This is a genomic window from Candidatus Hydrogenedentota bacterium, from assembly GCA_016791475.1.
In the GTDB taxonomy this organism is placed as follows: domain Bacteria; phylum Hydrogenedentota; class Hydrogenedentia; order Hydrogenedentales; family JAEUWI01; genus JAEUWI01.
Genome location: JAEUWI010000040.1, coordinates 1 through 20,164, shown reverse-complemented (window position 1 = coordinate 20,164; position 20,164 = coordinate 1). Strand labels below are relative to the sequence as shown.

The following is a 20,164-nucleotide window of genomic DNA, read 5'->3' as shown; positions in this document are numbered from 1 at the left end:
ATCCGGCAATCGCTTATTTCGCGGCGGCGGCTTCCAGCGCGCCATAGCCCCTGGCCCAGACGTCTTCGCGGGTGATCTTGCCCGCGTCGAGTTGTTTCAGGATTTCGCGCTGCTTCTGATAGTCCTTGTTCTCCTGGCCCGCCTTGCTCTGAAGCATGCGCCAGGCCTTGCGGCGTTCGACGTTGAAGAGGACCATCTGACGGGACAACTTCATGGGGATGATCTTGCCGTTGGCCCCTTCCACCTTGACGAAGGCGCCGAAATCGGGCACGAAGGCGCGGTGATTCGGATCCAGGTAGCGGCGGTTGATGACGTCCGTCTGATCCATGCACAGTATCAAGTTATCCAGCAATACCATGCCCTGGATTTCCTCTTCCGACGCCTTTTTGATGTGCTGGCGGAAGCGGGCTTCCGTCGCGGCCCAGTGGGCCACGGTATAGTTGTACTTTTCCTTGGTGGCGGTGTAGGTCGCCTCCATCCAGTCCCGCTCCTGGTTGCGGTTGCCCTTTACACTCAGGGCCTCGCCATAGGTCTCGCCCAGGGCCGGATTGAAGGTGAATTCGGGCAGGCCGCGGGAATCGCGGACCATCTTCGCCTGCTGCGTGGCCATGTCGTCCGCCACGCCGTGTTCCGGCTGGCAGGTGGTGTAGGCCAGGAAGAAGGCCGTGCCGCGGTAGGTGAGGCCGTCCAGCAGGCACTTGTAGAACTTGGGCTCGTCCGCCATGGACACCTGGGCGATGTAGGGCGAACCGTGGCCGCTGGTGAAGGACTCGGCGATGTTCTTCATTTCGATCAGCTTGCCCTGAGAGGCCTTGCCAAACTGATTCATGTCGAAGCCGCCGGTCATGGGAGACGCGTCCGAGTTCTGGCCGCCGGTGTTGGAATACACCTGGGTGTCCAGCATCAGGCACTTCACGTTGGGCCGGTTCTGCACGATAACCTTGGACACGTTCTGGTAGCCGATGTCGCCCATGCCGCCATCGCCGCCGACGCACCAGACCTTGGGCAGTTCGGCGATTTCCTGATCGGTCATCAGCGTATCGGTGAAGTGGGTGTAGTTGAAGTAGTCCTGCTCCGTCATCACCGCGCCGCCCAGCAGGTGGTCGGCCATGCGCTCGGGCGTGATGGAGAAGCGCGCGTTTTCAATCATGAAGCTCTCGCCCATGAGCCAACTGATCGTGGCGCCGTCCTGGAAGAGGGAATTCATCCAGGGATAGGGGTGGGGATTGTTCGGCGGGGTAGAGCCGTACACGGTATTGCATCCCGTGTGCGCGCCCATGGCCATGACGGACATGCCGTTGGACAGGCGGCCGTCGAGGGCCTGAAGGCTGTCGTGGTTGAAGGCGGTCTGGCGGAGCGTGGCCACCATGGCCTCGATCACTTCCGCATCGCTGATGGGACCATGGGCCTCCAGGCGCGCGAGGGTATCTTCGTCGGTTTCGCCGCCCAGCCCCAGAATAATGTGGGCCACGGAGCGCTTCATGATGGCGTGGGACTGGGGCGCGTCCTTCGCCCAGGCCTGAAGCTGGGCGATACCATTTTTCTCCAGTTCGTCGGCCTTCTTGCGCAGACGGCGAGCCTTGTTGTGATAGAGGGGGCGCATGTAGGCCTCGGTCACGGAAGCCAGCGCGTGGAGCACGGACTTCTCGCCGCAGCCGGCGCAGGCGCCATCGCCGGAAACCAGCGCCTCGTAGTTCTTGCGCACCATGAAATGATTGCGCAGGGCGGCCTGGCGCGACTGCTCGGGCGTTTCCGCATCGTACAGGCCGAGGTACTTGTTGGGCGTCTCGGGCAGGAGGTCGAAGAAATTCTGTGCCGAGGTGATACCGGAATTCACTTCTTCATTGTCCGGCACCATCACCAGCGCGTTATGGTCGCCGCACTCGGTGACGCACTCGCCGCAACCCTTGCAAAGATCGGAAACGAAGATGGAGAACATGCCGCCGGCGCCGGTCTCTTTCTTCTCGCGGCTGGCGAACACGGCGTTTACCTTGGAATAGGCCACCGGCACCTTGCTCAGCACCGCGTGCAGTTCCGTCCGGGTCTGGCCCGTGGCGTAGCCCTGCAGGTCTACCTCGTCCATCACCAGTTCCACATAGGAAGGCGGGCTGTCGCTCTTGGCGTTTTCCAGCATTTTCGCGCGGACGGCCGAATCCAGCGCGGGCAGGGCGGCCAGCAGCTTCTCGCGGCCCTCCTTGTCGCTGATGTAGTGATTGATGGCCGTGCTCAGAATCGTGGAGAGATCCTGGGCCGTGTTGGGCAGGGCGGTATCCGGACAGGCCGCGATGCACTCCATGCACTGGGTGCAGTTCTCGGGAATCCACCGGGGCGTCTCGCGGCGCGCGCCATACTTGGACGCGGTCGCACCGGTGCCGGCCGCCATGATGCCGACCGAAGAGAGGGGCGATGCGGGCTGGTCATAGCCCAGACCGGCGCGGAACTCATCGTCAAAGGTTTTCAGCTTGTACATGGGCACGCGCTCGGGCTGTGCCGCGGGCGTCTCGCATCCGCAGCGTGTGCCGCAACCGCCGATGGCTTCCAGCGCCACACCGCGCATGCTGGAGGCGTCGATAGCGGCGATCTCGCCGTATTCCACGCGCTGAAGGCGTTCACCGCCCTGGATCATTACCTGCATGTTGGATTGTACGACGGCTTCGCCGAAGCGACCGAACTTCTTGTTGTACTGGGCCAGCACCAGTTCGCGGAACAGTTCTTCCGAAATGCCGAACTGGGAAAGGAGCGGGGAAACCTTGAAGAAAGCGCCCAGGAAGGCGTTGCCCTGCATGCGCAGTTGAAGATCGTGACGGTCCGTCGCCTCCTTGGCGATCTGAAAGCCCGGCAGGATGAAGACGTTAATTTTCTTGTCCACGATCTGCTGGCGATACTTCTTGGGGATGCGGGTCCACGCCTTCTCGGGCGTCTCATCCGATTCCCACACGAGGGTGCCGCCTTCGGCGATGCCTTCTATGGGGTTGATGTGGGTGAAGGCCCGCGGGTCGCAGCAGAGCACCACGCTCACGTGGCGCAGATCGCAATTCACGCGCACGCGCTCGGGGGCCGCCACCAGGAAGTACGAAGTGGGCGAACCCTTCTTCTCGGAGCCGTACTTCGGGTTTGCGCTGATATGAATCACTTCGCCGGGCTGGCCCAGCTCATCTTTCACGCCATCGCGGTCGGCCACATGGGTACCAATCTCGCCGATAATCTCGGCCAGGTTCTTGCCCGTGGTGATCATGCCCCAACCGCCGATGGAGTGGAGACGCACGGCGATGGACTTCTCGGGGAGAAGCGAAGGCGTTTCCGCCGAGCGAACATTGTAGGGGTGTTCGATGCCCAGCGTGAAGAAGGACTCGCCATCGGCCAGGGACTTGCCATCCTGACGCTTGATCTCGCCCTGGGTGTACTCATACGCGCCGATGATGTCTTCGGGTCGGAAATCGCGCGACCCGAGGCCATAGATGCCGCAGGCAATGTGGGGCATCTCCTCAATCGCGGGGATACCGGCATAGGCCAGTCCGTCGTAGTTCTGGCGGGCCTTGCTGAGGGCGGTGCGCAGGTCGCGCGCGATGGGATTGTCGCTCGCCAGGGGCTCGTCGGTGCGCTCCAGCACGATTATCTGCTTCTTGCCCTTGACCGCGTTTACCAGGGCGGCCTCGGGGAAGGGACGGATCACGTTGAGATGGATCGAGCCCACCTTCGCGCCGCGCGTGGCCCGGAGATGGTCGCAGGCGGCTTCAATGTTCTCCGCCGCAGAACCCATGGAGATGTACACGGTGTCCGCATCTTCCGTCTTGTACTCGGAGATCAGCCCGTAGTGGCGGCCGGTGAGCTCGCCAAATTCCTTGTAAGCCTTCTCCAGGAAGCCCAGGATCGGCTCAATGAAATTGTTCCGGCGCGCGGCCACGCCGTTCATGTAGTGTTCCTGGTTCTGCACGGGCCCGATCATGGCCGGGTGCTTCAGGTCGATCACTTTGGGCACGCGCAGGCGCTTCGGCCCGAAGAGTACCCGCTGGGCCTCGGTGGGGCAGTCAATCATGTCATCGGGTGAGCCGAGGAATTCGCGGATCAGGTCCGACTCGTGCTTCAGGAAGGTCCGCTCCAGATGGGAGGTCAGGAAGCCGTCCTGGATGTTGATGCCGGGTGTCAGCGACAGTTCGGTCACCTTGCGGATGATCAGGGCCTGGTCCGCGGCCTGCTGCGCGTCCTTGCCGAAGAGCATGATCCAGCCCACGTCGAGGGCGGCGTAGATGTCGTCGTGACCGCAGTGGACGTTGAGGGCGTGCTTGGTGAGCGCGCGGGCGGCCACTTCGATTACCATGGTGGAAAGCTTGCCGGGCGCATGGTAGTACTGCTCGATGGCGTATACGATGCCCTGGCCGCTGGTGAAGTTCACCGTGCGGCGACCGGTTACCGAATAGGCGATGGCGCCGCCCTGGGCCGCGTGTTCGCCTTCGCACTCGATGGCGATCTTCTGCCGGCCAAACACGTTCAGCTTGCCCTCGGCGTAGGACTGCTGATAGAGCTCGCCCATTTCCGTGGAGGCCGTAATCGGGTAGAAGATACCGCCATCGGTCACGCGGGTCTCGGTATGGTACGAAACAAGCTGATTCCCGTTGGTGGTGATACGCATGCCCGGATACTTGGGTTTCGACATGGACTGGTGCCTTTCCTTCATTGCCCGTTCCGATTGCTCGAAATCGCGCGCCGCGGGTAATCGTAACCGCGGGCGTATATGGGGGCCGCCTGCAAAAAATACAGGCGGGTTCCTGGTGGATATCTGGATCCGCAATCCGGGACTCACAGCCCTTGCACTCGAAGGTATCCGGATTGCAGCGGGGTATTCTACTGTATGTTCATGGTTTAATGCCAACCACTTGTGGCGTACCGCCCCGCGGTGTTCTGTTCCAGAACAGGCCGGAGGGCCGAAGGGAGGAATCGCCGGAGCGTGCTATACGTAACGATTTGCCAACGCGCTCCATTCCCGTTGGTTTGCCTCCGGGCCGGGCCACTTTCGAGTTGATTCAACCGCGCCTCGACCATTAAACTCTTGACAGCGCGGGTGGGCTCGTGTTCCCCGATGTGGCGTACGCGTGGCAGCCCCACTCGCCCCACTTGGAGAGAAGTCCGTGAACATGCCATTGCTTCGCCTAATCCTTGCCACCCTTGGACTTGCGTCCCTCGCGGCCAACCTGAGCGGGTGCCCGCCTACCCCCGAGACCACCCCGCCCTCGGCCGCCTTCACGGCGACCCCGACTTCGGGCGCCGCGCCCCTGACCGTGGGCTTCACGGATCAGTCCACCGATGGCACCAGTCCCATTACCACCTGGGCGTGGTCCTTCGGTGATGGGAACATCAGCACGGAAGAGAACCCCACCTACGCCTACGAGACCGACGGGACGTATACCGTCTCCCTGACCGTAACCTCGGAGGATGGGTCGGACACGGAAACCAAGACGAACTTCATCACCGTGGGGACCGGGACCCCCAGCGCGCCCACGGCGGACTTTTCGGCAACCCCGACTTCCGGCCCCGCGCCACTCACGGTTCAGTTCACCGATGATTCGGTCGATGGCAGCAGCCCGGTCGAGGCCTGGACCTGGGATTTCGGCGACGGCGAGACGAGCACCGAGGAGAACCCTTCGCACGTCTACGAGAATGCCGGAACCTACAACGTCTCGCTGACGGTGACCTCCGATGACGGAAGTGACGAAGAGATTCGGGCCAATGTGATCACCGTGACCTCCGGTTCGGGCACGGCCCCGACGGCGGCCTTCAGTGCGGACGTGGTGACAGGCAACGCGCCGCTCACGGTCCAGTTCACGGATGAATCGACCGAAGGCACCAGCCCCATCACGACCTGGCGCTGGGATTTCGGTGACGGCGGCACCAGCGAAGGGGAGAACCCCTCCCACATCTACAGCGCGGCGGGCAGTTACACCGTGAGCTTGACGGTCACCACGCTGGATGGATTGGACACGGAAACTAAGACGGACTTCATCACGGTCGCGGAAGAAACCGCCATGGAGCCCGACACCTCCACCTTCGAGGTAACCCTTGCCGCGGCGGTGCTCCGCGTGCCCGAGGCCGAGCTGGAGAACGTCATCCTCCAGTGGAACCCGGAGGAACACGCCTATCTGCTGGACAAGACCGAGACCGACCGGCTGGGGCTGAACATTGCCCTGGGCGAACCGCTCATCCTGGACGGGATCGATGTGGGCCGCATATCCGTGCTTGATGTAACCGGCGACGAGATCTATCTCGAAGTTGAAGAAATGCCCCTCAACGAGATCTTCACCGACGGTGAAATTTCGTGGGACTATGGGGTTCAGTTCACGGCGGAGACCGTCAAGAGCATCGAGATCCCCGGCGTGGGCGAGTTCCCCGTGAAGGCGGACACGCCGATCAACATCAACTTCGAGCAGGGCGACTATAAATACGAACTCGCGGTGGTGCTGAAGAAGACGGCCGCCGATTTCGAGTTTACGGTGACCAAGGGCATCGGCGCGGGCGTGAAGGCGCGGTTCACCGCCAAGGGCCAGTTCGAGCAATTCCGCAACAAGAACCAGATTCTGTTCGAGAGCGGCCAGCTCACCAATTTCGGTCATGAACTCAAGGGTCTGCGCGGCAATACGGACCTCAAGCTCGTCATGGCGGGATCCGGCACCGACGCCCTCGACTTCAAGCTGCCCATTCCTATTCTCAAGATCCCTTTTGCTATCGCCTATATCCCCGCCACGCTGAGCGTCGGCGCCCAGTTTGTGGCCAACGCGGTGGTGCCCCTTGACGGCAGCGCCCAGGTCGGAACGGTCTTCAAGTACGACAGCGACCTCGGGTTCTCCTTCAACGGCACCGAAGTAACGGCCGGCGGGCGCGCGGGCAACACCACCTTCGGCGATGCCATCCACCAGACCGGCGCCTCCAGCGCCATCTCCGCCAACTTCGGCATCGGTTTCCCCCGCGTGACGCTGAGCATCGCGGGCGGCACCCTCGTGCCCTGGGCCCAGGTCGCGTTTCTCGTCGGCGGCGCCTACACCCCCGGCATCAACCCCTGTCAGTCGGCGGACGCCCTCTTCCAGGGCGCCGCGGGTTATAACTTTGGCATCCTCGGCTTCGAGCTGGCCTCGGGCAGCAAGAAGCTCTTCGAGCACAAGAAGGAGTTGCTCCGTGCCGGCATCTGCACGAAGTCGGCCCTGGACGACGACGCGGCCGACTGGCTCACCAGCGATGGCCTCATTGAACTCGACGCCCCCATCCTCGTAGGGGCCGAATAAAACAAGATCGGCCGCGCTTTTGCCTGTATAATCGGCGGCCAGAATGAACGTTGTTACGGACAGCGGAGGTCTCGCGCCTCCGCTGTTTTTTGTTCATACTCGGCCCACGCTTTTGCAGCGTACGAACAGGGAGATGGTCATGACCAAAAATCGATTGGAAGCCTTCAGCGACGGCGTGATCGCCATCATCATCACGATCATGGTGCTGGAACTGAAAGTGCCTCACGGTACGGATCTCGCCGCGCTGGCGCCCCTGCTCCCCGTGTTCCTGAGCTATATTCTCAGCTTCGTCTACGTCGGCATTTACTGGAACAACCACCATCACCTGCTCCACGCCACGGAAAAGGTCAACGGTCGAATCCTGTGGGTCAATCTCCACCTCCTCTTCTGGCTCTCTCTGATCCCCTTCGTGACCGGGTGGATGGGCGAAAATCACTTCGCCACCCTGCCCGTCGCCCTCTATGGCGTGGTCCTTTTCATGGCCTCCGTGGCCTACGTGATGCTCCAGTGCGCACTCGTCAGCGGACAGGGCCACGAATCCCGCCTGGCGGGCGCACTCGGGCGCGATCGCAAGGGGAAAGCCTCCCTGCTGCTCTACGCCGCCGCCATCGGCCTCGCCTTCGTCAGTCCCTGGATCGCCGGAAGCCTCTACGTGATCGTGGCGCTGATGTGGTTCATCCCCGATAGCCGAGTCGAGAAAGCGCTGGGTTGAAGGCGACGGGACCGTCCTGCACGCAAGGGCACCCGCAAAGCCAAGGTCACCGCGAGTCGCGCAGCCCCTGCGGAAGAGCGGCAACGATCAGGCGTGCGGGACCGTCCCGAATTTCACTAACTTACAGGCATGATCTGGTGCAGTTGGAGTTTATTCCGGGTGCCACCCTCAAACACAATCACGTAGCGAAGGAGTTTGATAACACTTCAGACGAATGGGGTCGAGTCGCCGACTTCTCGCCACGGCTTGATACTGCAACAAAAATGCGAATGGCTGGGAGCGTCGAAGACGCTCCCAGCCGTGCACGATCACGTTGCAGGTTCGGGAGCCCGTTGCAAGGCTGTGATCACGTCAGACGACCAGAATACACACGCCAACCCATCAATATCGAGAATCAAGTGTTTCCAGCCAGGAGGCGTATCCAAATCGGAGTCCAAAGGCCGCGATGGATCTTGCGTAAAGCGTGATTCGGGCGATCACCTGAAGCTCCGATTCGGTATCCATATCACCAACGCGTTCATCCCCCACCCACGCCGCCATAGCTTCACAGAAGCCAGCACAATAGCCCGCGAGTTCGAGCGTCAGTCGGCAAAACTGGCGAATGTACAGTTCGTACTCTTCGTCCAGATCGTCCAGCAATATGTAGTTATCCCGAAACGAACGATACAGGTCGTCTTCATGCGCATCGAATTCCGATAGTGGCAGTACCGTCAACCTACCCAGTGGATCACTCTCCAAGCGATAGTTGCGTATCCGAATATACTGGCGGCGAAGATCGGACGGCCACCGCCCGGCAACGGATACTGAGTCAAGTCGATCGTGGAATAAGAGGCGCTCGATTTCGATGGTTGATGCGAACAGGCCCAAGTGATCGGATGCCCGGTCCGGTTGAAAGACGAGCACGTGAGAAATGGCGAGAAGGAGGTTCGAGAAGGTCCACGGCCTCAGGTCAGTTTCGTATTCGAGGTCATTGTCATACTCCCCGGCCAGGGGAAAGCGCTGCTCCATGTCGGACAAGATCGCAACGCGACGGGCGACGTCTTCGCATTTTTCCCACATATCGGTCACCGACAATCCAAGAGAGCATCCTTCGGAAGCGCCCTCGGCCCGGCGTTCGAGTACTGCATTGAAATGTGCCTCACAGCGCGCCTCAATTTTCCGGTCAAAGGCTATCTCAAACATCCTGATCTATTTCCCGTTTGAAGTACTCCACCTTCTCCCCACCCGGATGGACAAATACCAGCCGCGCACACACCGGGCACGCTCGCAGGCTGCCTACAAGTCGAGCGCTCTGGGCAATGGCCGTGAGGCTCTCTTCACGAGTCGACGCCTCGCGGATCTTTCGCTCCGATGCAAGAAATCGCCCGTATTTTGCATCGGAGATAACTGCGAAGGAGGTGCGCTCCCTGACCCTTGGCTCGGGAATGAACTGGTGTCCGCAAAGGCATATCATGGGAAACGCTATCCTCCTTGGTAGTATTCAGCAAATTGAAAAAATCAGTAGCCACCGGTAGAACCGGTGGTATGAGGAAGGCTCCTAAAAGGAGCCGCGGTGGATTGAATGTAAAGTCACGTTGGGTTTTAGTCCCGCAGGGACGGCATATCGTAGCCCAGGTCGAAGACGCGCCGTGGTGGGCGCGTCTTCGACCTGGGCTACGATATGCCGCTCCTTCGGAGCTAATACGGCGGAAGTATATACTGTCAACGGCGGTTAGTCTCCCCCATTATCGTCACAAAGATTGACGGTGGAACGGCGGAGCCTGATGAATTCTGGCCCATCCGGCTTGCGGGTACTTTTCTGATGTTTCGGAAGTCTCCTGGGACGTTGACTTGACCCCGGCCAATGGACCAATTCCGGCGTGGTTCGCTGCTGAGTTCGTGGATGCCCAAGACCGCCAGCGCTTAATTTTCTTATTCGCGTTTATTCGCGTTCATTCGCGGTTCAAATCTCACGCCAAGAATCTGGGAGCATTTGCGTAAGATTGCGGTTAGCCTTTGCAATCGAGACAGCGTCGCCTCATTTCCCATAACCCCGGTTAAGTCGATACACAAAAGCCAGCACCTCGGCTACGGCCTTGTAGAGCTCCTCGGGAATGGCCGTGTCCACGTCCAGCTTGGCCAGCAGCCCCACGAGATCCGGGTCTTCTTTGATGTGGATGCCCTCGGCGCGGGCGATCTCCATGATGCGCTCCGCCAGGAGCCCCTGGCCTTTTGCGATCACGCGCGGGGCGGCATCTTCCTCGGCCTTGTAGCGAATGGCGACGGCCTGCTGGCGCTTTTCGGGGGGCGCGGGATCCATCATGCTTCCAGATCCAGCTTCTGATAGGGCGCGAGGAGGGTGATGAGCGCCTCGTCCCGGTTGCCGTCCCACAGGGTCGCGGTGACGGTGGCCCTGGCGAAACCGGCCTCCGCCAGCGCCGCCTCCAGCGCGGGCGCCTCGCTTTCGAGCAGCGCGAGTACCTCGGGGTCTTCCACGCGGAAGTGGCAGCCGCACTGATTGCCCGCGCTCTGCAGAGCCACCCAGAGCGCGCCGAGTTGGGTGGTGTCCAGGTCCAGCACGGTGCGATGCACGGCGGCGCCATTTTCGCGGCCCGTCCCCGACGAATCCTGAAAGGTGTGAATCTGCGCCCGATTGAATCCATGACTTTCGCGGACGGGTAGCTCGATGAATTGATAGGACTGGTCCAGCGCGCGGAGGTTCTGCATCTCCGCGCCCGCGGCCCGCTCGTGAATGCGATGGGCGAGGGCCTTGAAAGGCTCCAGCTCGCCTTCCTCCTTCAGCGACTGGAGCAAGGCTGGATCGGAGAGCAAGCGATCCGCGAGGCTGGCCGCTGAATCTTTAAGCGACGACAGCCCCTTGGTATCACCCCCGGCTTTCAGGGCGGCGGCGAGGCGCGCGGTGGCCGCCTGTTCCGCCCGGCTCCGGAGCACGAGTGCGTGCCACGCGGCGCTGTCCGTCGGAGGCACGAGACCGAGCCACTGGGCAATCGCCTGGACGGTCCCCGGCCCGAGTCCGCTCTGGTTTGCGGCGGACGCCAGAATCTGGCTGAACTGTTCCAAGTCCACGCCGGGCGCGCGCTCGGAGAGCAATACCGTCAGCAGGGGCTGGAGAGACGAGAGTGTCGCCGGTGCATGGCGGGGAATCATCCCGTGAATTCGCGGGGCGAGTTCCAATTTGCCCAGGGATTCAAGGATCGGTGCGAGGACGCGGGCGAGGTTGGGCTGGGTCGTCGCACCCGTCGTCGACCCAGTGGCCGTTTCCGGCGTAATGGTCAGTTGGGCCCCGGCCGCCGTGGTCGAGAGTTGAAAGGTCACACGCTGGCCCGGCATCAGGCCGGTACCGTCATCCAGGGGAATCTGGAGCCGGCCCGCGGCAAGTACGAGCACGTTGTCCTGCAGCCGCACGACGGCGGCATAGGTCTGACCGGGCTGGATCGATTTCGCCACCGGCAGGGCCGCAATGGACTGGAAGAACTGGGGAATCCCGCTCACCATGGCGGTCTCGCCCCCCCATCGCCCCGGGTCCGCATCATGGTCCGGGCTGGGACTGGCGGGCGAGACTGAGCATCAGCCGCACTTCGCCCTTGCCGATGCCGAGCTCCCGCGACACCTCGGCGACGGTCATACCGGCTTCGCTGTATTCGAGCACGCGCTGCTGGAGCGGTGCGGAAAACTGCACTTCTTCCGGGGCCCCGCCGTTCCCCCGCATCGCGGCGGCCATGGCGCGGGTCTGGCCGGGCATCTCCACGGGGGCCAGGGGCGCGTCCTGCCCCATGGGCATATTGAGCAGGGCCCGGAAGGCCTCGCGGGCGGCCTCTCCATTGCCGGAGACTTCAAGATCGGGTTCTTCTTCATCAACGGGTACAGCGGGTCGCGGGGTCGCCGCCGCGGGTCTGGGCGCGGGCGCGGTGCGCGGCGCCTCGGCGGATGCGCCATTGCCCCCGGGATTCGAGTTGAAGCCAACCAGGTCTTCGGCTATCCACGAGGAGTACGGTGCTTTGGTCACGCCGGTATCCGCCAACTTGGCTTCTTCCGCCTGCGTCAATGCTTTGGGCGCCGGCGCGGGGCGGGGCGGCATGGGGTTTTCCGGTCGGGGTGTCGGTCTGGGTGTCGCCGCGGGCATATCCCGCACGTCCGGCGTGGCCGAGCGCACCAGGATCGACGACGGCTGCCTTGGGGTGACGGTGGCGCGCGGAGCGGATTCCGTGGGCCGCGCTTCCAGGGGCTTGGGGGGGATGGGGGCCGGGGCGGGGCGTTCAACCGGGCGCGCGGGCGCGGCAACCACATCCGTTGCCTTGCCGGCGTGGCTGAGCTGGCGGAAGAGTCCGTCAACCTTGATCTGGGCCTCTTCCAGCTCGGCCACGATGCGCTGCTGCTTCTCGTAAAGCTGTTTGTTCTTTTCCATGCTCAGGTTGAGGATGTGCTTCACCTGGCCCATCTTGTGCTCCAACTCCTCGTTGAAGTCTTTGGCGAGCGCTTTCTGCTGGCCGATGATATCGCGCATGGTCTGAAACAGGATGGTCATATCGGTGATGTCGGCGCGGGCCTGCTTCAGGCGTTGCTCCGTCCGGGCCTCATTGCGGCGCAACATGACGCCGAAGAAGAGGGCGGCGGCAAAGCCCACCGCGCTCAGGAAGTACATGGTGCCCTGATGTTGAAGGAGTTCCGTCATTGATTTGCCTGATTACCTGTTCCGTGGCGGGACGATCCGGCCGCCGCTCCGGGCTCGGGCCAGAATTCCGCTAGATCTCTATATCGAGGCGGTGCGCGCTGTCGTCATCCGCCACCACTTCTTTTTCGGCCGCGTTGTAGAAGTGCCGGGTCCGGGTGTCCTCCGGCGCTTCCTGCCCGCCGCCCTGGCGCTTCCGCCGCCCGCTGAAGGGGGTTCTGCGGCGCAATTCACGATCAACCTCGTCGTTCTTCCGCATGGCCTGATGGACCTGGGTCTCCGCGCTGGCCCGTGCATTGGCCATTTCGGCGGCGGCGCGGGCCTGGGCGGCGAGGGAAACCCGGTCGGCGATCTGCTGGATGCGCTCGGCCGCCGTGGCGCGTCCTATCTCGGTCTGTGGATCGATCGGTTGGGGCATGGGAACCTCTGCGGGGGCGCCGTTACCGCTCTTCGTTGACGGCCTTTCGAAGGGCCTTCATGGCGGCGCTGTGAATCTGGCAGATTCGGGACTCGGAGACATTGAGCACCACGCCGATTTCCTTCAAGGTCAGTTCTTCATAGTAGTATAAGTTTAGCACTTTTTGCTGCTGGTCGGGAAGTTCGAGAATCGCGCGGACCAGGGCGGTCTTGCGCTCTTCCAGTTCGAGGCCCTCCGAGGGGTGGGCCGCGTTGGAACTGCCGACGACTTCGTGCTTGCGCGTATCGGAGTGATCGTCGGAAGGGAGATAGTCGTCCAGCGAGAGGACCTGGGCGGTTTGTAGCTGGGCCAGGGTGTCTTCCACGTGCTCGGGGGTGGTCCCGACTTCGGTGGCGATGGATTCGATGGAGGGCTCTCGGCCTTCCACATGGCGCAGCTTCTCCCGGGCGGCGCCGACCTTGCGCGCCATGGTGCGCAGGGAACGCGGGGCCCAGTCGAGGGAGCGGATCTGATCGATGATCGCGCCGCGTATGCGGATCGAGGCGTAGGTGGAAAATTTGATGTCCTGGGTGTGGTCATACTTTTCCACGGCGTCCATGAGGCCCATGCAGCCCCAGCCCACCAGATCGTCCATTTCCACATTACTGGGCACGTGAATGGCCATACGGCCCGCGATATACTTCACGATACGCATATGATGCAGGATCAGGGCGTCCCGCGCCGTGGCGTCGCCTTTTTCCTTGTAACGCCGCCAGAATTCTTTCTCGTCGGATTCCGTCACCGCAGACTTTCAATACGTTCGCGCGCGCTGACGATTTCGGTGATGCGCAGGCCGAATTTCTCGTCCACCACCACGACGTCGCCGCGAGCGATCAGTTTTCCATTCACCAACAGGTCCACCGGCTCGTCCACCATATGCCCGACTTCGATGATGGAGCCGGGCCCCAGCTTCATAATGTCGCCGATGGGCATTTCCACGTGTCCGAGGCGGGCCGTGGCGATGAGGCCGATGTCGAGGACCATGTCCAGATTGCCATGGGGGATGTAGGGGGCCGGGGCCGGTTCGGGCGCCGCCGCCGCCGCGCCCCCCCCGGCGGCGCCGCCGAATCCGCTGAGGATGTCGTTCATCTCGGCGGGGCTCAACTCCGCCTGTGCGCCCAGCTCCGCGCCGGGTTTGGCCCTGAGCTGGTCCGCGGGCACCATGGCCTCCAGGCTCTGGCTGAGCAGGGCCATGCCGGAGCCCGACAGCCCGGCGTTGTCGGTAAACGTGAAGGGTACGATGGATCCGTCCGGGCCGATCAGCTCGACCAGCGGCCCCGCGCCCTCCACGCCGTCGTCGAGGAGGAGGACTTCTTCGAGTTGCTCCACATTGCGGCCGAAGCGCTCCATGAGGTTGGTCACGCCGCCGCCCAGCGCGGGGTCGGCGATTTCCTGAAGCATGGAGCGCTCGTCGATGGTGAGCGCGTCTCGGGCGACGAACTCCTGCTCCTGGATCATGGCGGCGAAGCGCGCCGCGTCGGCCACGGTAAAGAGGAGGGCGACGGACCCGAGGTTGTTGCGAATCCGGCCCTGCATGATGACGGGGAACTTCGTCAGGCTCTCGACCGCCCTGGGTTCGTCCAGTTCCGCGGGTGCGCCGACGTTGTAGTCGAAGGAGGTGCTCAACATGGCATCGAGCACGTCGAAGGCGCCTTTGAGGAGGCCCGTGGCTACGATGTTGGCTGCGATTGGATTCATGCCGTCTCACTTATTCCTGGTAAAAATTTGTCAACTGCACCGCCGAACTCTCCCGCCGCCGGCCGGGCCGGGCGAGAAACTTGGGTTTGTGTCCGATATCGATTTCCAGCGGGTAGTGGGGCGACGTATCCAATTGAATCACATCGCCCACGCTGAGACTGGCGATATCCTGGATCGACAGGCGGGCGCGCCCGAGGATAGCTTCGACGGGCACCTTGCTTTTCATCAGGGTCTTCTTGATGGCGCGCTGGGTGATGATGGTCATTTCTTCGCTCATGCGCCGGGAGAAATGGGCCTGCTGGGAAATCTGATCGAGGATGGGGTTCAGCACGAGCAGGGGTATGCAGAAATTCATGGTGCCCACGGTCTCGCCGATGTGGACCTCGTAGCCGACCAGGATCACCATTTCACTGCCGGCCACGATCTGGACGATAAGCGGGTCGCTTTCCTGCTGGAGCACGCTGAGGCGAAACTCGATCAACTGCTCCCAGGAACGGCGAAGGCTGTCGAGTAACATCATGACGATTCGCTGGATGATGCGGTTCTCGATCTCGGTGAGTTCGCGCGGTTCCGGCAGGGTCATTCCCTTGCCGCCGAGCACCCGGTCCACGATGGGAAAGACCATGGAGGGACTCATTTCAATGACGGCGGTGCCTTCAAGGGGCGACATGTTGATGATCGACAGGGCGGTGGGCCGCGCGACGGAGAGGATGAATTCGTCGTAGGTCAATTGGTCGATGGAGGTCAGGTCCACGCGCACCACGGTACGTAGAAAGGGCGGGAATAGAATACTGACTTCGCGGGAAAAGGCTTCGAAGAGACTTTGAAGTCCCTTGAGCTGTTCCTTGGATACGCGTTCCGGTCGGCGGAAGTCGTAGGCGGTCAGGTGAACTTCCTGCTGCGCCTCCTCTTCGGCATCGCCAATCTCCCCTTCGGAGACAGCGCCGAGAAGCAGATCGACTTCGTCCTGGCTGAGAATATCGGCCATGCTAACCCTTCATCCCGATTTCAGTTACGCGTGGGTCCAATGTGAGGCGAGTATAGCACAGGGTAGGGGGCTGCGCAACAACACCCGGTGGGATAAGGCATTTATTTTGAGTTAGATACAGCGGGTAGAGCGCCGGTCGCGGGCCATGGCCGGAATTGATTCGAACGTCGCCCGTCAACCCCGGCGTACCCGACCCCGTTCTTTATGCAGAATCGCATCCCTATTTCAGGATTTGGCGCTTGCTTACCCTCGGGCGCCGACGCGGGTCAGGTCCCCCAGACCTGGTCCGCGTTCTTTTTTGCCCATTTATCGGGTTCCCATCCAGGCGTTCAGCAGGCGGCGTGCGCGGATTCCCAGGGCCGAATCCTGAAGGCGGAGTCCATCCAGCCGTCCGGAAACCTTGTCCTCAAATGACGTAAGCGTATCGGTGCTGTCGATCCAGATCCGCCGGAAGGCAAATGGGCCGTCGTCGGCATGGACCGGACCGTAGCGATTGGAAAAGGCGAGTTCAAAGCCCGCGCGCTTCACCGCCGCAACACTTTCGGCATCATAGTCCAGCGCGGAGCCGTAGGGATAGGCGAAGGTCCGGATGGAAAATTCAAGAATGGCCTCCAGATCCGCCTTGCAACCGGCAATCTCCTCCATCTGGCGCTCCGGTGTCAAGGAGGCAAGGCGTGGATGACTCCGGGTATGGCCGCCGATCATCAGGCCGCGTGAAGCAGCCTCCCGCAATTCTTCGGCACTCAACAACCTGCCGCTGTCCGGCTCCTTTTCGCGGGGCAACGTCGCTCCGAGACATCCCGAGACGACAAAAACGGTTGCGGGAAAGCCGTAGTGCTCCAGAATGGGCAGGGCATTGATTAGGTTGTCCCGATAGCCGTCGTCGAAAGTCAGGGCGACGCCCTCCTCGCCGGTGGCGGCCGATTCGAGGGATATCACGTTCTGATTTGCGGCGAGCCAGGCCATCTGAACCGCGAAGGCCTCCGGCGTCACGTTCATTTCGTAGCGCCGGTAGCCGATGCTGTGGTAGGTGAGAATGCGGGTCCGAGACGTCTCTCTGAGAAAGATAGGCCCCAGCGCGCCAATCGTGGACTTCGTCAACTGCTTGATGCGGTTCTTCAAGCGCTGCCCCTTAACCACGAGGCAATTCCTTCGCCGTCAGGAGCCCCCAGCCGTAGCCGAGGGCATAGCTGCAATAGGCGCCGAAGCGCATGAATTGGAAGGCGCCCAGCGCCTTGACCAGGCGCAGTGGAAAGCGGGCGCACCGGTAGGCCAGGGTGGTGCGGGGCTGAAAGGCGGTGTCGTGGAGCTTTTCATGGGTCTCAAAGACGGATGCGCGCTGAAACTTGTAGGCATAGGCGGAACCGAATCCGTTGCGGAAGAAAATTCGCAACAGCTTGCCCCAGCCCGAAGGCAACGGATGATAAATCCGCGCCTGGGGCGCCAGCACAACGCGGTATCCCGCCTCCCGGATGCGAACGCGCAGATCCGGGTCCAGGCCGCGCAACAGATCTTCCCGCTCGCCACCGACCGCGTCGAAAATGCCGCGCGGAATCGCACAGCAGCCGTGGCAGGCCAGATCGCTGTCGGTTACGGTGTTCACGACCGGCGTGTGGAAGCGGGGAAACTGAAGGGCCGCTTTCTTCTGGAAGTCATTGGCGTCTGGAAAAATCACGATGCTTGCCCCCGCCATACCGATTTTCTCGTCATCATCCAGGGTCTGTATGATACGCGCGAATACGTCGTCATCGGCCAGGAGACTGTCGTCGTCAAGAATCATGAGGACCGCGCCCCGGGCCTGGGCCGCGCCCTGATTGATGGCCTTTCCCTGGGGCGAGACCCCCTTGATCACGATGACCTCAAAGTCCGTAAAGGACTGACGCCCCACGCTTTCGAGCAGACGGGGAACACACCCGTCGCGGTGTCCGTCCCAGGAGGGAATAATGACGGAAAGCCGGGGTGTCTTGGGGGGTGAATTGTCCATGGCGGGAGTATACGATATTCAGTTGAAAGTTGATACTTGGCAGGCTTATGGGTCTTATGGGTCTTATGGGTCTTATGGGTCTTATGGGTCTTATGGGTCTTATGGGTCGTATGGGTCTTATGGGTCGTATGGGTCGTATGGGTCGTATGGGTCGTATGGGTCGTATGGGGTTGTGGGAGACCGGGCATTTGCAATCGGCTACCGGCAATCAACTGTCAACTATCAACTATCAACTGTCAACTGTCAACTGTCAACTATCCTGGAGGCCCTGTTCGTGCGCCAGTGTTTTACTTATACCCTGCTGTTTCTGGCGCTGCTCTGGGCGTTTCCAATATTTGCGACGGAGACGATTGAGGGCAAGGTCGTGTCTGTTGCGGATGGGGACACGATCACCGTGCTCCAGGGGAAGGAGCAGATCAAGGTGCGGCTTCATGGCGTGGATGCGCCGGAGAAGGCGCAGGACTTTGGAACGGCTTCGCGCAATTTCACCTCGGACCTGTGCTTTGGCAAAGAGGTTACCGTCGACGTGAAAGACACCGACCGCTACGGCCGCAAGGTGGGTATCGTGACGGTACCCGACGGTCGGGTGCTGAACCAGGAGCTGATCAAGGCGGGGCTGGCGCACTGGTACGAGGCCTATGCCCGGAACGATTCGCTGCTCAAGGGACTTCAGGACGAAGCGAAGTCTGCGAAACGGGGCGTATGGTCGCGCCCGGATACGGTCGCGCCCTGGGACTTTCGCAAGGAGAAACGCGAGCCGTCGGCGGTGGCGCCCAGCAAGCCCTCCCCGGCTCCGCGCACCTCGAAAGTCCCCGCGAAGACCGATAGGAAGGTAAATGAAGTCTTCATCACGGAGACGGGCTCGAAGTATCACCGGGGCTCATGTCGTTCGCTGAAGAAGAGCAAGCGAGCGGTGTCGAAATCGGATGCGCTCTCCCTTGGGCTGGAGCCCTGCGGTATCTGCAACCCCTGAATCGAGGGGCGCGCTACATCCGGAACCGCGAGCTGCCCCGGCGCCGGAAGGTCATGGTGGCGCCTTGATGGGGAACGGGTGGAATGTGCTCGGGTCCCGACTGGCGTTCGGGGGCGGGCTCGTCCAAAGGTCCCTTCACCGCCGCCAGCGGAGCGGGCTCGGGGAACGGCAGGAACTCTTCGGGGATTCGTTCGGGTACGGCGACGCGCCGGCGTCGCGTGGGGAGGGTGCTGGGGTTGAAGGCGTCGTGGGTCGACGCGGGCACGGCGGCGGCGGCTGGCACCAGACAGTAACCGATAATGTCCCCCAGATCGATGAGGAAGGCCAGCGCGAGGAAGAAGAGTTCCTTCCACCCTACCGTTTCGAAGTCAAAGAGCTTCTCGAATACGGCGAAGAGGGGATTCTCCACCGAAACCGATTCGGGCATGGCCACACCCGCCAGAGCGCCCGCGTTTTTCACGGCCACACGAAGCTGGTCCTGCAACTGGAGGACTTCATCAATGGTTTTCGGCTGGCTGCTCGCGAGGAGGGCATCGGCCTGTTCCTGAGCGATCAGGGCCTCCTCGATGCTGGAGACCTCCACGGCTGTTTCCTTTTCGAGAACGGTCAGGCGGTGATCTTCCTGCCTGGCGCGTCGTCCATAGCCCGCAGGGTCTTCGCGAAGGCCTCGAATCTCGGCCTCCAGCTCGCCTTCCTGACGGGCGAGGGCCTTTTCAGTGCCCTGCTTCTGCGACAGGAGCTGGGTACGTACCTCGGCGAGGTAGGTATCGTAGGTGCTCTTCACCTTGGCCGTGGAGTGCCGTAGAAAGAACTCGCGGTCACCTACCCGGTAGAGCACGTCCATGTTGAAGGTGATGGAAATGGAGGCCACAACGGTCATGCCGATGAGCCCGAAGATATTCAGGCGCTTTTGTCCATCGATAATGGCCAGCTTCAGGGCAAAGAGCATGAGTCCGATGGCGACGGAGAGCCCGAGGGCGAATATGGAACAATCCCAGGTGTAACCCCGCCCCAGCGGGATGGTTACCACCGGTTCGGGCATGATGGAATCCTTCAGACTCGCGTAGGTGGTCCACATGGAAACAATGGTGAGGAGCACGACGGCGACGAAAATGGCTAATTTGGATATTCCGCCCATGAAAGCAAGACTCCCTTTGGTATGGAAACTGGTGTTATGGATTCCGATGCGCCCACTCAGGGTAATCCACGGGGAGGGGGAAAGGTTCCAGGGTAGTTGATAGTTGATAGTTGATAGTTGATAGTTGATAGTTGATAGTTGACCGTTGTCAGCGAATGCCCGCTGCACAACAAACTCATAAGACCCATTCGACCCATGATGACGTAGCATATGTTCTGTAAATTGAAAATGCGACCACGCATTCGTTCCAATCTTGGGTAGCTAACCAAGAACA

General features: G+C 61.6%; 15 protein-coding genes. 3 read left to right on the top strand and 12 right to left on the bottom strand.

The features are described 5' to 3' along the window. Nucleotides 1-13 precede the first annotated feature (13 nt). Entirely contained in the window at nucleotides 14-4,675 is a 4,662-nt protein-coding gene (locus JNK74_19350; protein MBL7648340.1) for a 2-oxoacid:acceptor oxidoreductase family protein, read from the bottom strand. A gap of 457 nt (nucleotides 4,676-5,132) precedes the next feature. Here JNK74_19350 and JNK74_19345 point away from each other — a divergent pair, with 457 nt between their 5' ends. Both JNK74_19345 and JNK74_19340 read left to right on the top strand, forming a co-directional pair. Next, nucleotides 5,133-7,271: a PKD domain-containing protein gene (locus tag JNK74_19345; protein ID MBL7648339.1), complete on the top strand. Its 2,139-nt coding sequence runs from the start codon at nucleotides 5,133-5,135 to the stop codon at nucleotides 7,269-7,271. A 139-nt stretch (nucleotides 7,272-7,410) separates the two neighbouring features. Next, nucleotides 7,411-7,983 (top strand): DUF1211 domain-containing protein, encoded by a 573-nt coding sequence (locus JNK74_19340; GenBank protein MBL7648338.1) that lies wholly within the window; start codon nucleotides 7,411-7,413, stop codon nucleotides 7,981-7,983. A gap of 381 nt (nucleotides 7,984-8,364) precedes the next feature. Here JNK74_19340 and JNK74_19335 read toward each other — a convergent pair whose 3' ends face one another. The 10 genes from JNK74_19335 to JNK74_19290 form a co-directional block, all read right to left on the bottom strand. Then, nucleotides 8,365-9,165, bottom strand: coding sequence for a hypothetical protein (locus JNK74_19335; GenBank protein ID MBL7648337.1), 801 nt, complete (start codon nucleotides 9,163-9,165; stop codon nucleotides 8,365-8,367). An 835-nt stretch (nucleotides 9,166-10,000) separates the two neighbouring features. After that, nucleotides 10,001-10,285: an EscU/YscU/HrcU family type III secretion system export apparatus switch protein gene (locus JNK74_19330; protein ID MBL7648336.1), complete on the bottom strand. Its 285-nt coding sequence runs from the start codon at nucleotides 10,283-10,285 to the stop codon at nucleotides 10,001-10,003. Continuing rightward, nucleotides 10,282-11,478, bottom strand: a complete 1,197-nt coding sequence (locus JNK74_19325; GenBank protein ID MBL7648335.1) for a flagellar hook-length control protein FliK — start codon at nucleotides 11,476-11,478, stop codon at nucleotides 10,282-10,284. Before JNK74_19325 ends, JNK74_19330 begins: the two co-directional genes overlap by 4 nt. A 34-nt stretch (nucleotides 11,479-11,512) precedes the next feature. Continuing rightward, entirely contained in the window at nucleotides 11,513-12,655 is a 1,143-nt protein-coding gene (locus tag JNK74_19320; protein MBL7648334.1) for a hypothetical protein, read from the bottom strand. A 70-nt stretch (nucleotides 12,656-12,725) separates the two neighbouring features. Next, on the bottom strand, nucleotides 12,726-13,070 hold the full coding sequence (locus JNK74_19315) for a hypothetical protein (GenBank protein ID MBL7648333.1): 345 nt from the start codon (nucleotides 13,068-13,070) through the stop codon (nucleotides 12,726-12,728). A gap of 22 nt (nucleotides 13,071-13,092) precedes the next feature. Then, nucleotides 13,093-13,851 (bottom strand): FliA/WhiG family RNA polymerase sigma factor, encoded by a 759-nt coding sequence (locus JNK74_19310; protein ID MBL7648332.1) that lies wholly within the window; start codon nucleotides 13,849-13,851, stop codon nucleotides 13,093-13,095. Then, nucleotides 13,848-14,807: a flagellar motor switch protein FliN gene (fliN, locus tag JNK74_19305; GenBank protein ID MBL7648331.1), complete on the bottom strand. Its 960-nt coding sequence runs from the start codon at nucleotides 14,805-14,807 to the stop codon at nucleotides 13,848-13,850. Before fliN ends, JNK74_19310 begins: the two co-directional genes overlap by 4 nt. Before the next feature lie 10 nt (nucleotides 14,808-14,817). Continuing rightward, entirely contained in the window at nucleotides 14,818-15,795 is a 978-nt protein-coding gene (gene fliM / locus JNK74_19300) for a flagellar motor switch protein FliM (protein MBL7648330.1), read from the bottom strand. Nucleotides 15,796-16,101: 306 nt separating this feature from the next. Next, nucleotides 16,102-16,935, bottom strand: coding sequence for a polysaccharide deacetylase family protein (locus JNK74_19295; GenBank protein MBL7648329.1), 834 nt, complete (start codon nucleotides 16,933-16,935; stop codon nucleotides 16,102-16,104). Beyond that, nucleotides 16,928-17,779, bottom strand: a complete 852-nt coding sequence (locus JNK74_19290) for a glycosyltransferase (protein ID MBL7648328.1) — start codon at nucleotides 17,777-17,779, stop codon at nucleotides 16,928-16,930. Before JNK74_19290 ends, JNK74_19295 begins: the two co-directional genes overlap by 8 nt. Nucleotides 17,780-18,053: 274 nt before the next feature. On the opposite strand from JNK74_19290, the gene JNK74_19285 reads away from it, so the two are divergent. Beyond that, complete coding sequence (locus tag JNK74_19285) at nucleotides 18,054-18,752, top strand: thermonuclease family protein (GenBank protein MBL7648327.1); 699 nt, start codon at nucleotides 18,054-18,056, stop codon at nucleotides 18,750-18,752. Nucleotides 18,753-18,765: 13 nt separating this feature from the next. Here JNK74_19285 and JNK74_19280 read toward each other — a convergent pair whose 3' ends face one another. Then, complete coding sequence (locus tag JNK74_19280) at nucleotides 18,766-19,890, bottom strand: hypothetical protein (protein ID MBL7648326.1); 1,125 nt, start codon at nucleotides 19,888-19,890, stop codon at nucleotides 18,766-18,768. Nucleotides 19,891-20,164 lie beyond the last annotated feature (274 nt).